Here is a 12,861-nt window from a genome sequence, read left to right on the forward strand (position 1 = left end):
GGAGATAAAGCCATGGGTGTTATGAAAATTGGGATCGAAAAAAAGGTGGTTGTAGTCGGGCAAGTTGTCAGCACAAGTCTATATGGTCTCGGTCGTGGTGTCATATACATGATCCAGGGTAAACAAAGTCCGGAAACAGTAACCCATCGTTTGGGCGGTGTAATGGCAACAGGTGGTAACGCAACTTTTGATATTGCTTTTGAGTGTGGGACAATGACGCATCAATTACATGAGTGCATTTTGTATGGAGTTCAGTGGACGATCCATGATGAAGTTCTGGGCCAAGATGAAGTCCTGCGAATTTTAAGCAATGCGCGCGATGAAGAAGAAAGGAGAAACACAGAAAAAAAACGGGCTCAAAAAGCATTTCAAGATGAAGTTGAACGCATAAAAAAAGCTCCTGAATATATCGGGCTTTCACAAGAACAAAAAGGAATTACTCAAGTTACTGCTAATGTTCGGAAGGAGTTGAAAAAAGCATGCCCAGGCGTAAAGTTTAGTGTCCGCAAAAGGCATACTTCTAGTGTCAATATTAGTTGGACAGATGGCCCTAAAGAGGATGAGATTAAAGCCATTATTGGTAAGTATAAAGATGGCCACTTTAACAGCATGGAAGATATCTATGAATATTGTGAGTCCCCGTTCAATAAAGTTTATGGCGGTGTTAATTATCTTTTCACAAAGAGAGAGTATAGCGACGCTCTAACAGAGAAAGCCATCCAGGAATTCAATGTCAAGTTTGGCGATCGATTTGAGAATGTCAACATTGAACGCTATAAATCTGGTGAGCTATGGCGTGTGGGTTTTCGTGATTTTTGGCATGGTCATGGTGTCGAAGATGAAATAAACAGAATGAGAGCGCAGTTGACCGCCTAATCAGTTCAACCCATGAATGAGGAGGGCACCTCCTCGTTCCGGTTTTTTTATGATGTAGAATTGCATTTCTGTAATACTTCTCGGCGTCCCTTTAAAGTGATACCCCCGTTGAGAGAGTATCAGTTTATTCCCCTCCCACCCGGATGAAAATAACAAAAATTTTCATCCTGCCGCTGCCCCAGAGGGGCTCCCTGGCTTGCACGATGACAATGAAAAACCTATTGTCATCGTCTGAGAATGTGCTGTTGGCATGATAACTTATCCACATATACACAATCGATATTCTTTCACCTTGTAGAGGTGAAGGAATCGCTCACGTTCATTCCACCCTAATGAAAGGATAGTATTTCACTGGCTTTATCTCATGTGCATATGTGGATAAGAGAATGTGCTAATTTTTAGCTATCGGATAAGTAAGAGGCTTTTTCTTGTTAAGCTTAATTGTTTTGTAAGTTCTATGGATTTTTTCTGCATATATGTATCTACGGTATGCTTGCTTCGGAGAGTCTTTAAAACCTGCATTATATGCACCAACAGAAACCCAGGAAACTCCCCATTTTTTGAAAGCTATAGCAAGATAAAAGGCACCTGTATAGATGTTAAGACAGGCATCATTTTTTAAATGATGTCTCGTTATGCCATAGCTATAGAGCTCTTGATCATGCTGTGAGTTAATTTGCATGATACCAGTGTCAACACTAGAATCATAATTATTACCTACGGCATATTGATTGAACTTGGACTCATTCCAGGCTATTGCGCGGAGTAAGTCTGGATCGATTTTGTAATCCCTTCCTGCCAAATCAAAACAATCCGATGCGTTTACCATGCCTGAAAAAAGCAGAGATACAGTCAAAGCGGCCATTTTATTCATATACTTCCTCCGGTCTGATTTCTAGGTAGTATTTTAATCTATACAAGTTCGCAGTTCAATATATATGCACTCTTCACCACAAAAATCACCACACCCCACGCAAAATTTACTTTTTGCTGATTTGGTTGTTGAAACAGTGGGTTAGGAATTATTAATTCCGTTCGATTCCAATGTGGAAGTCTAAATATATCGCCAACGAATCTAAGCGACTCGTCTATGACTCTGTGAAAAGTCGTAGACGAATCGATTTTTATAAATCAGACTGTTAGTGCGAATTGACCCTAGAGTCGACCCCTGCTACGATTCGCTACATGACTTGCTGTATATCTAGATTCGACTTGCGATTCGATTTTTTGGCGATTCGTCATGTTTTTGATATTTCAGTGTCAAATAAAACCACAATAATATAAGGAAAGGTGCCGTGGCTAAGATCCAAGTGTACGCCAGCGATGACGTGGCAGACAAGATAATGGCAATAGTAGAAAAACGCCGTCAGGAAGGTGCTAAGGATAAAGATGTCAGTTTTTCGAGTGTCACCACGATGCTCATTGAACTGGGGCTTAGGGTCTATGAGGCCCAGATGAACAATAAAGAGACAGGATTCAATCAGGCCCTCTTTAATAAGACGTTGCTGGAGAATGTGCTGAAATCGCAGATGGCGACAAGTAAGCTTTTAGGCATGGTGTCTCTCAGTCCATATTTAGAAGGGAACGAGAAGTTCATATTTAAAGATATGGTCACAACAATCCGCGAAGATGTAGACCAAATTGTATCAAACTTCTTCCCTAAAGATGAGGGTGGTGAAGATGATGTTTGATTGATGTAATAAATTTAATAATGCTGGCTCATTATCATTTAATCTGGGTTTCAGGTTCGGTGAGAATCACCTAATGTGGGTTGAAAACCGCCCTTGATTGCAGGTCGGGCGGTTTTCGATGTCAGGCCGTTACAGTTAACAATTATTAAAAACTACGTGAAATCACTCAAGCGTAGAATTCGTGTAAAACCAGTAGATGGCGCAGGTTCTTCATTCTTTATATTTACCCTTGTTGAATTAATTAAAAAATAAAGTTGATAATAATAGTGATGATATAATGAATGGTTTTGCTGGTTTCTCTATTAATTTTACATCATAGTTTAAAATCATATCGCCGATATTTTTTTCATAATGGTTCAGTTGCCCCGTTAAAATTATTATGTTGCTATAGGAGGCCGTTTTTTCTCTTAACTTTTTGACTACGCTTTCAGATGTTTCACCAAAATCAAGCAACCAATCAAGTATATATGCTTCATACTGATTATTGCTTAGAGCCTCAATAATTTCGGTTTTATTTTGATACGTATCTGCTTCTATCCCATATCGGGCTGTAACTAGCTTAAGAAGTTCAAGAGTATCACGGTCGTTGTCTAATAATGCAATTTTTGGAGCTGGCAAGAAGTCTATTGAATTGACCTTGTATATTTCCACATCAAGAGGGTTCTCATTTTTTGTGCTAATTACAAAAAGACCGTCTTTTTTCACCGCATAAGTCTCATTTTCCTCGGTATTAATCACTGGGCTATCATTAACCTCTATAACGCATCGCTTGTGGATGTTGTTCATAATAAAAACACAATTATGTACCCTTTGCCCTTCAAAAGGCTCATTGAAATATTTGAATATATTTCTTACCTCCTCGAGTGTTATACCCCTCTTGCCATCTAGCTTTTGTTTGGCGCTGTTGTACTGCAGCCCCAGTATTGTTGCCATTGTCGACGCATGCTTTCTGTACCCGACACCTTTTTGGGTTAGCAGGTTACTGATTTTTTCTATGTAATTTATATTTTTTTTCATGCGCTTAAGACTCTTCCTGTTTCGTTTTTGAGCACTTCCTGAGCATAGATGCTCATACAGGCACTAGCATCAGGCATTACCTTACACCTGCATCATAGGTGAAATGGGAACCAATATGTGCTTTATGAGTATGATTTATATTAATATTCTCAAAACAGGCTCAAATTAATAGAAAAAAACACTCAAAAGATCTTCACATGTTTGTAAGTTTATGTTTAATTACCACTCATACCTTTAGTTTCAGTTTGGAATTACAACTATGACTGATGAACAATGGAAAGCAGTACAGCTTGTGATGAGATTGAGTCCCAACGTAAATCGTCTGCTTACCGAGTCGGCTCTACGAACAGGACGCAGTAAAACACAAGAGGCTTTACTCCGTTTAACTGACCATCTCATTAACTTCGAAGATATTGCGTCTGAAGGTAAAAGATTCTTAAGGAACGATAAGTAATTAATTTTTCGTGGCAAACAACCATGGCCTTTTGCAGTGCCAGGGAATCTATTTAATTTAACTTGAAATAATTAAAAATAAGAGTTTGCTGAATGAGTGGTAATTAAATTATTACTTTTATGTTAAAGGGCGGGGCCTTTGGGACAAACGTCCGGAGGTGCTTCTGAGTTATGATCACCTTGTGTCAAAAACAGAATGGAGGGGGTTGTGAGGAGATATAGCAGCGCTCCTGCTCTTGGGAAAACGGTAAGAGTGAAACTTGATACGGCAACGGAAGATTTATTAAGCGCTGCCGTTCAACGTAGTGGGAGAAGCCGGGGGTTTGAGGTGTTCTTCCGTGTGCGAGATCACCTTAACCGTTTTCCGATGTTCAGCGTCATGGAAAGCCCGGATTTTTCACGGAAGCACTATGCCACCGTCAGGTTTGATGATGAAACAAACCTTAAACTCATCAACGCGAAAAATCGCAGTGGCTGGTGTAAATCCTATGAGGTACGGGAACGGCTTCACGATCATCTGAAGAAGTTTCCCGATTTTTACAATGCAGAAATGGTGGAGGTGATACCCAATAATTTCAACTGAGGTAATGAAGTTTGTAATTTCAACCGCTTTTTAAATCTAACTGTTATGTTGAAGGAATAATGAAATGACAGAAATCTCTGTGATGAATGCAGCACAGGCACCCGCTGCTAAAAAGAAATTCAGTAAAGTTGGTCTTCTCAAAGCGCTGAAGTTCGCACTGCCGATTGCGGCGGTGTCGGCTGCCTTCCCAGAAACGGTGATGGCAGCTGGAGCCGGTAAAGACCTGATGGCAAGCGGCGACGGTACCGTTAAGAGCACCTTTGGGTCCGGTTCAAGCGTGGTGAAATGGGTCATCCTGGCCGAGGTGCTGGTCGGGGCGGTGATGTATATGACCACCAAGAACCTCAAGTTCCTTGCCGGCTTCGCCATTCTGTCGGTGTTTGTCGCCATCGGTATGTCTGTCGCCGGGTATTAATTCCGCGTTAGTGGAAGTAGAAAGCGTCCCTGCTTATTAATTTTTTTTAATTTCGAATGCGTTTATTCGCGTTCACGGGATTGCTTTGCCTGAATTCTGGTGGGCAGAGATTTCGCGGCTGCCCACCAGTTACCCGGAGGCCTATTTAAATGGCAGACGAGTCTCTCAAAAAATACCGATTCCCCGAAACGCTCACCAATCAAGGGCGCTGGTTTGGTCTGCCTGTGGACGAACTCATCCCGGCCATTATTTGCCTGGGATGGGGGATCTGGTCGCAGCATTACCTTTTGGGGATTGTCGCGGGCGTCCTGGCGTATCTGGCCATTAAGAAACTGAAAAAAGGGCGTGGCAGTACATGGCTGCGGGACCTGGTGTACTGGTATATGCCGACTTCCCTGTTGAGGGGCATTTTCCACGACGTACCAGACTCCTGCTATCGGCAGTGGATCAAATAGACAGGATTATTCAGATGGATCATGGAGCACGCCTCAGTACACAGCGCGTTATCGCCATCGGGTTTCTCTCGCTGGGGACGCTATTGCTGCTGAGCCTCAGTACCAACGTCATTCAGGGGATTAATAATTATCGCCTGCAGAACGAACAAAAGGTGGCGGTTACGCCGATGCTCTACAACGCACCGTTCGCCGTATCACAGAATCAGGCCGATGCATCGTACCTGCAACAAATGGCCCTCTCTCTCATTGCCTTGCGCGTCAACGTCACGCCGGAAACCGTGGATGCCTCACACGAACAACTGCTGATGTATGTCCGTCCGGCGTCCCAGAATGCGTTAAAAATCAAACTGGCAGAAGACGCCACGCGGATCAAGGACAACAACGTTAACTCGGCCTTCTACATGACCAGCGTGAAGGTGTATCCGGGCAGCAGCCGCGTTGACGTTCGCGGACAGTTGAAGACCTGGATTGGCGATTCCAAACCTTACCCTGAGCTGAAGCAGTACGTCTTGCAGTTCGAACGCCAGGACGGGGTTAGCTGGCTGGTTCACTTCGGAGAAATTAGCGATGCACAAAAATAGCCGTATTACGCTGGGCAAGGACATGGAGCGCGTGACGCTTGTCAGCTACTCCGACATCCAGACGCTGCCGGATCTCTCCTGTTATGTCACGCTACCGGGACCCTATCCGGCAGTGAAGATGGCCCTGAAGTACCAGCCACGACCGAAGGTCGCACCCGAATTCATCCCGCGCACCCTGGATGAGCAGGCGGATGCGCGTCTGAACCTCGCCCTGGCCGCACGCGAAGACGAATCTCGCAGTCTGGCAGTGCTGTTTACGCCGGATATTCCGGTTGAAGCGGTTGTGTCAGTGGTAGCCAGCGCACCTCCCGCGCCTGTGGACGTCCCTGTCGCGCCGGTTGCCCCTGCTGCGCCCATGGAGCGCCCAGCGACGAGTGGCGCACCTGCGGCTACATCCGGTTCATCGGCAGCAGCGGTGGGCGTTGGCGGTACCGAGCAAGAGCTGGCCACCAAAGCCGAAGACGCTGAAAAGTTGCCGCCCGGTATTGATGTCAGCGGCGAAGTGGTGGACTGGGATGCCTTTGAAGCCTGGCAGGCTGAGCAAGATAGGCTGTCAGGGAAGGATATGCAGCGCCGTGAAGAGGTGAACATCAATGTGCATCGTTCGCCTGAAAAAGACCTCGAACCAGGAGATAACCTCTGATGTTAAGTCTGGCGACAGTAAAATCGGCCGGCAGCGCCGGAAACTACTACACCGACAAGGATAACTACTACGTCATTGGCAGTATGGGAGAACGCTGGGCGGGCGAGGGGGCTGCTGAGCTGGGGCTTAAAGGGGAAGTGGACCAGAAAACCTTCACCCAGTTGCTGGAAGGCCGCCTGCCGGACGGGAGTGATCTCAGCCGTATGCAGGAGGGTGCCAACAAGCACCGACCGGGCTATGACCTGACCTTCTCAGCCCCCAAAAGTATTTCAGTGATGGCCATGCTCGGCGGCGACACACGGCTGATTGACGCACACAACCACGCGGTGGATACCGCTGTGAAGCAGGTGGAGGCACTGGCCTCGACGCGGGTGATGACCGACGGTAAAAGTCAGACCGAGTTGACCGGCAATCTGGTGATGGCGCTGTTTAACCACGATACCAGCCGTGACCAGGAGCCGCTGTTGCACACCCATGCCGTGGTGGCCAACCTCACCCGGTACGGTGATGATTGGCGGACGCTCAGCAGCGATAAGGTCGGCAAAACCGGCTTCATCGAAAACGTGTACGCCAACCAGATAGCCTTCGGCAAAATTTACCGCGCCACACTGCATCAGGATGTCACGGCGCTGGGCTATGAGACGGAGGTCGTGGGGAAGCACGGCATGTGGGAGCTGAAAGACGTACCGGTCGTCGAATTCTCCAGTCGCACTCAGGCGATTAAGGAGGCCGTAGGGGAAGATGCATCGCTAAAATCACGCGACATGGCCGCGCTGGATACGCGGCGCCCGAAAGAAAAGGTCGATCCAGAGCAACGGATGAGCGAGTGGATGCACACACTGAAAGCCACCGGCTTCGATATCCGGGGCTACCGCGAGGACGCTGACCAGCGTGCGCAGGCGGGTGACATCCCGGCCCCGTCCGTGGAGGCCGTCGACATCAGTGCGTCGGTCGGCCTGGCCATCGGCATGCTGAGCGACCGGCGGGCGCGCTTCACTTACTCTGAACTGCTGGCTACCACAATCGGTCAGTTGCCCGCGCAGCCGGGGGTAGTGGCGCAGGCGCGCGAGGGCATCGAGTCGGCGATTAAAAACGAACAGCTTATTCCGCTCGATAAAGAAAAAGGCCTGTTCACCTCAAACATTCATGTGCTCGACGAACTGTCGGTGGCGGCCCTGACCCGCGACCTGCAGCGGGCCGGGCCGATTGATACCTTTGCGGATAAAGCACAGCCCCGAACCCGAGCTTACTCTGACGCGGTCAGTGTGCTGGCGCAGGACCGTCTGCCGGTGGCGATTGTGGCCGGTCAAGGGGGGGCCGCTGGCCAGCGTGAGCGTGTAGCAGAGCTGGCCATGATGGCGCACGAACAGGGGCGTGAGGTGCAGATAGTGGCGGCAGATCGCCGCTCGGCCCGCAGCCTTGCGCAGGATGAGCGCCTTGGCGGGGAGCACATTACCGACCGGCGGGCACTGACGGAGGGGATGACATTTTTGCCGGGCAGCACGCTGATTGTCGACCAGGCCGAAAAGCTGACGCTCAAAGAGACGCTGACGCTGCTCGATGGTGCCCTGCGTCATAACGTGCAGCTATTGATGACCGACAGCGGGCAACGCAGCGGCACCGGCAGCGCCCTGACAGTGATGAAAGAAACGGGCGTGAATACGCTGAGCTGGCAGCAGGGGGAGAAAACCCGGGTGGACGTCATCAGCGAGCCTGACCGGCGTCAACGTTATGACCGGCTGGCCACCGACTTTGCCCGCAGTATACGGGCGGGAGAACACAGCGTGGCACAGGTCACTGGTGCCCGCGAACAGGCGGCGCTCACAGGTGCGGTGCGTGATGCCCTGCGTGCAGAACGCGTGTTGGGCGAGAAAGAGCACACCATCACCGCGCTCGAGCCGGTGTGGCTGGACAGTCGCCATCAGCAGGTGCGCGACCACTACCGCGACGGGATGGTGATGGAGCGTTGGGATGCTCAGGCGCGACGTCATGAAAGGTTTGTGATTGACCGCGTTACCGCCCGTAATAACAGCCTGACGTTGCGCAATGTGCAGGGTGAAAGTCAGGTGATCCGGCTGGCATCGCTCGACAGCAGCTGGTCGTTGCTTCGTGCCACGCAAATCCCGGTGTCGGAAGGGGACCGACTGGCGGTGCTGGGCAAAACGCCAGGCGCACGGCTTAAGGGTGGCGATACCGTGACCGTCACCGGCTTTGATGATAAAGGCATAGCCGTGACCCTTCCCGGTCGCAAGGGAACGGTGACGCTGCCGTCCGGAGACAGCCCGTTTACGGCGCCGAAAGTCGGGCAAGGCTGGGTGGGATCGCCCGGGCGCAGCGTGAGTGATAACGCCACGGTCTTTGCCTCGCTGAGCCTGCGGGAGATGGACACCACCACCCTCAACAAGCTGGCCCTGAGCGGTCCGCAGGTGCGGCTGTACTCGGCGCAAACCGAAGCGAAAACCACGGAGAAACTGGCCAGACAGTCGGCCTTTAGCGTGGTGTCGGCACAAATCAAGGAAGCCGCCGGGCATGACAGACTGGAAGAGGCGCTCACACACCAGAAAAACGCGCTGCACACCCCGGCTCAGCAGGCCATTCATCTGGCCATCCCGGCACTGGAAAGTCGCAACCTTGCCTTCACAAAACCGCAGCTGATGGCGGAGGCCAGCGAGGCAGCGCCGACAGGGCCAGGACTGGCGGCGATTGAGCGGGAGATAGACCAGCAAACCCGGGAGGGTTCGCTGATGTCGGTGCCGGTCTCACCGGGGAACGGTCTGCAACTGCTGGTTGCCCGTGCATCCTATAACGCTGAGAAAAGCATTATCCGCCATGTGCTGGAAGGTAAGGATGCCGTTGCGCCGTTGATGCATCGTGTACCAGTGGCGCAGATGGAGGGGCTTACATCCGGGCAACGCAATGCCACGCGGATGATCCTGGAGTCCTCCGACCGTTTCACCCTGGTACAGGGCTACGCCGGGGTGGGGAAAACGACCCAGTTCCGGGCGGTAATGTCGGCTATCGGCACACTGCCGGAGGAGCAGCGGCCCCGCGTCATTGGCGTGGCACCCACCCACCGAGCCGTGAGCGAAATGCGCGATGCCGGCGTGCCGGAGTCGCAGACGCTCGCTGCGTTTATTCACGACACGCAACAGCAGCTGCGCGGCGGCGAAAAGCCGGATTTTCGCAACGTGCTGTTCCTGGTGGATGAAAGCTCAATGGTCGGCAATGCCGATATGGCCCGGGCCTATGGCCTGATCGCTGGGGGCGGCGGAAGGGCGGTGTCCAGTGGCGACACCGATCAGTTGCAGTCCATCGCACCTGGCCAACCGTTCCGTCTGCTGCAAAACCGCAGCGCCATCGACGTCGCGGTGATGCAGGAGATCGTTCGCCAGACTCCTGCCCTGAAACCGGCGGTCTACAGTTTGATTGACCGGGACATCGACAGCGCCCTCAACACCATTGAGCAGGTGGCACCCGCACAGGTGCCGCGTCAGGCGGGTGCCTGGCAGCCGGAGAGTTCGGTGGTGGAGTTCGGCGCGGCGCAGGAGAAGGCCATCGAGAAAGGTCTGGCCGACGGGAGCCTGACGCCCGGCGCACAGCCCGCCACCCTCTATGAAGCCATTGTACGGGACTACACCGGGCGCACACCGCAGGCGCAGGCACAGACCATCGTGGTGACGACCCTGAACGCCGACCGGCGGGCGCTGAACGCGCAGATACATGAGGCTCGTCAGGCGGCCGGTGAACTGGGTGAGCAGGAGGCCCGACTACCGGTACTGACCTCCGCCAACCTGCGTGACGGTGAGCTGCGTAAAATGGCCACCTGGCAGGCGGCGCAAGACAATCTGGTGCTGCTGGACAACACCTACTATCGGATTGACAGCCTGGATAAGGATGGGCAGTTGGTCACCCTGAAAGATGAACAGGGCAACACCCGCTCGCTGTCGCCCACCCAGGCTGCGACAGAGGGGGTGACGCTGTATCGCCCGGATACTCTCACTGTATCGCCCGGCGACCGGATGCGTTTCTCCAAAAGCGACAATGAGCGTGGTTTTGTGGCCAACAGCGTCTGGACAATATCCGAGATTGACGGTGACAGGGTCACGTTGACAGACGGGCAGCAGACCCGGACGGTGAACCCCGCTGCCGAGCGGGCAGAACAGCATATCGACCTAGCCTACGCCGTCACTGCACACGGGGCGCAGGGGGCCAGTGAGCCGTTTGCGATTGCCCTGCTGGGCACGGAAGGGGCACGAAAAGCCATGGCGAGCTTCGAATCGGCCTACGTGGCGCTGAGCCGTATGAAGCAGCATGCGCAGGTGTATACCGACAACCGTGCGGCCTGGGTTGAGGCGATGGGAAAATCCCGCGCCCGCAGTACGGCGCATGACATTCTGGAGCCTCGCGGTGATCGAGCAGTCAGTAATGCCGAGCGTTTGATGGGCACGGCAAAGCCGCTGGGAGAGGTGGCAGCTGGACGCGCAGTGCTGCGCCAGGCCGGATTGTCGCCGGACGGGTCGATGGCGCGTTTCATCTCGCCTGGCCGTAAATATCCGCAGCCGCATGTGGCTTTGCCTGCCTTTGACGGCAACGGTAAGCCGGCAGGTATCTGGCTGAGTTCGCTGATGCCCGTTGAGGGTGAAGTGCGGGGCTTAACGGACGAAGGCCGCGTGATGGGCAGTGAGGCAGCCACCTTTGCCGGCCTGCAGGTGAGCCGTAACGGGGAATCACTGCTGGCGGCCGATATGCCGGCTGCGCTGAAGCTGGCGCGGGAAAATCCACACAGCGGCGTGGTGGTGCGTCTGCCTGGCAGCGAGGGGCGTCCCTGGAACCCCGGTGCCATCACCGGGGGCCGGATCTGGGCTGATGGCGTATCGGACGATGTGGTCACCGGCTCACAGCATGGCGAAAAGCTGCCGCCAGAGGTGGTGGCGCAGCAGGCGCAGGCCGAACAGCAACGCCGCGAAATGGAAGAACGGGCCGCGCAGGCGGTACGGGAAATGGCGCGCAGCGGTGATAAGGGCAGAGAAGGAACAGACCCGGTACGGGAAGTGGCGCGTGAACTGGAAGGGACGCAGGAACCCACCCCTGACGCGGTCAGGGTACCGGACAATCATGAGGAGCGCCGCCGCGATGACGCGGTGGCACAGGTGGCACATGAGAACGTGCAACGTGAACGCCTGCAACAGATGGAACGCGAGGTGGTGCGTGACCTCGACCGGGAAAAAACACTGAGCGGAGACTGAGATGCGGGCAGAGGATAACGTGTTCTTCCCCCTGGTGGTGGTTACAGACAACTGGCTGCAACGGTTGCTGATCTGGACACCGGGGCAAACCGACCTGATTAAAACCGTGGCGCTGCTACTGATGGTGGCAGACCACACCAGCCTGCTGTTCGGGCTCGATAACGACGCACTACGGCTACTTGGACGGGGTGCTTTCCCGCTGTTCGGCCTGGTCTGGGCGATGAATCTGGCCCGCCATCCTCGCATCCGTCAGTCGTCGCTGAACCGGTTGTGGGGGTGGGCTGTGGTGGCACAGGGCGGCTGGATACTCGCCGGGCTGCAGCCGTATGAGGGCAATATCCTGTTTGCCTTTGCGGTCAGCGGGCAGGCGCTGGCGCTGATGCAGCAGCACGGTCCCCGCGTGTGGCCGCTGTCGCTGGGACTGGTTCTGGTGTGGTATCCCTTTTCGGGCGGCAGCTATGGCCTTGCCGGCATCATGATGCTGTTACTGGCCTGCGGGGTGTGCATGACGGCCAGGCGCACCACGCGCACCGGACTGGCGTGCTGTCTTGCGCTGGTGATGCTGGCGCTGAACGCCAGCGACGGTGCGGCGATGGTGATAGCGGGGCTAGTGATACCGGGCGTCATCCTGACAGTGCTGAGCCGCTCCTGTCGTCTGGTCACCCGCTTCCGGCCCCGGGAATTTTTTCCGCTGTTCTACACCGTACATCTGGCGGTATTGGGACTGATTGCGATGTAACGCAACGGCCAGAAAGATAGGGTACACCATCCTGACGCCTTCGCGTTGCTCCGTTGTCCAACCCCGGAAAAGAGGAAAAACAAGTTTTCTTCTCTTCCGGGGTTTCAGTTGGTACTTCAATAACAAGAGGTTCTCATGGAATTGTATTTCGTCAGCAGACGG

At 53.1% G+C, this 12,861-nt stretch carries 12 protein-coding genes; 10 read left to right on the forward strand and 2 right to left on the reverse strand.

Annotated elements, in window-relative coordinates; genetic code table 11:
- The first annotated feature begins 12 nt into the window (after positions 1-12).
- A complete protein-coding gene (locus KGP21_RS29325) occupies positions 13-876 on the forward strand; it encodes an LPD29 domain-containing protein (protein ID WP_223538560.1) in 864 nt (287 codons plus the stop codon).
- A gap of 391 nt (positions 877-1,267) precedes the next feature.
- Here the strand turns inward: KGP21_RS29325 and KGP21_RS29330 are convergent, their stop codons facing one another.
- Complete coding sequence (locus KGP21_RS29330) at positions 1,268-1,750, reverse strand: transglycosylase SLT domain-containing protein (RefSeq protein WP_223499808.1); 483 nt, start codon at positions 1,748-1,750, stop codon at positions 1,268-1,270.
- A gap of 421 nt (positions 1,751-2,171) precedes the next feature.
- Between KGP21_RS29330 and traM the strand changes: the two genes are divergently transcribed.
- Positions 2,172-2,567, forward strand: coding sequence for a conjugal transfer relaxosome DNA-binding protein TraM (gene traM, locus KGP21_RS29335; RefSeq protein WP_223499807.1), 396 nt, complete (start codon positions 2,172-2,174; stop codon positions 2,565-2,567).
- Positions 2,568-2,804: 237 nt separating this feature from the next.
- Here the strand turns inward: traM and KGP21_RS29340 are convergent, their stop codons facing one another.
- A complete protein-coding gene (locus tag KGP21_RS29340; protein WP_223499806.1) occupies positions 2,805-3,584 on the reverse strand; it encodes a helix-turn-helix domain-containing protein in 780 nt (259 codons plus the stop codon).
- 295 nt (positions 3,585-3,879) lie between these two features.
- Here KGP21_RS29340 and KGP21_RS29345 point away from each other — a divergent pair, with 295 nt between their 5' ends.
- The 8 genes from KGP21_RS29345 (at position 3,880) to traX (ending at position 12,699) form a co-directional block, all read left to right on the forward strand.
- The gene (locus KGP21_RS29345; protein WP_223538575.1) at positions 3,880-4,038 is read left to right on the forward strand and encodes a TraY domain-containing protein; all 159 of its coding nucleotides are present in this window, start codon (positions 3,880-3,882) and stop codon (positions 4,036-4,038) included.
- Between the two features lie 252 nt (positions 4,039-4,290).
- Entirely contained in the window at positions 4,291-4,620 is a 330-nt protein-coding gene (locus KGP21_RS29350; protein WP_245398332.1) for a TraY domain-containing protein, read from the forward strand.
- Positions 4,621-4,684: 64 nt separating this feature from the next.
- Positions 4,685-5,035 (forward strand): type IV conjugative transfer system pilin TraA, encoded by a 351-nt coding sequence (gene traA, locus KGP21_RS29355; protein ID WP_223499803.1) that lies wholly within the window; start codon positions 4,685-4,687, stop codon positions 5,033-5,035.
- 149 nt (positions 5,036-5,184) lie between these two features.
- Entirely contained in the window at positions 5,185-5,490 is a 306-nt protein-coding gene (gene traL, locus KGP21_RS29360) for a type IV conjugative transfer system protein TraL (protein WP_065684418.1), read from the forward strand.
- 14 nt (positions 5,491-5,504) lie between these two features.
- On the forward strand, positions 5,505-6,071 hold the full coding sequence (gene traE / locus KGP21_RS29365) for a type IV conjugative transfer system protein TraE (protein ID WP_223499802.1): 567 nt from the start codon (positions 5,505-5,507) through the stop codon (positions 6,069-6,071).
- On the forward strand, positions 6,058-6,714 hold the full coding sequence (locus tag KGP21_RS29370; protein ID WP_223499829.1) for a hypothetical protein: 657 nt from the start codon (positions 6,058-6,060) through the stop codon (positions 6,712-6,714). The genes traE and KGP21_RS29370 overlap by 14 nt, the downstream gene beginning before the upstream one ends.
- Positions 6,714-11,960: a conjugative transfer relaxase/helicase TraI gene (gene traI, locus KGP21_RS29375; protein WP_223499801.1), complete on the forward strand. Its 5,247-nt coding sequence runs from the start codon at positions 6,714-6,716 to the stop codon at positions 11,958-11,960. Before KGP21_RS29370 ends, traI begins: the two co-directional genes overlap by 1 nt.
- A gap of 1 nt (position 11,961) precedes the next feature.
- Positions 11,962-12,699 carry a type-F conjugative transfer system pilin acetylase TraX gene (gene traX, locus KGP21_RS29380; RefSeq protein WP_223499800.1) on the forward strand — a complete coding sequence of 246 codons (738 nt, stop codon included), beginning with the start codon at positions 11,962-11,964 and terminating at the stop codon, positions 12,697-12,699.
- Positions 12,700-12,861: the final 162 nt, after the last annotated feature.

This window comes from Serratia sp. JSRIV004 (assembly GCF_019968705.1).
GTDB classification, from domain to species: Bacteria; Pseudomonadota; Gammaproteobacteria; order Enterobacterales; family Enterobacteriaceae; genus Chania; species Chania fonticola_B.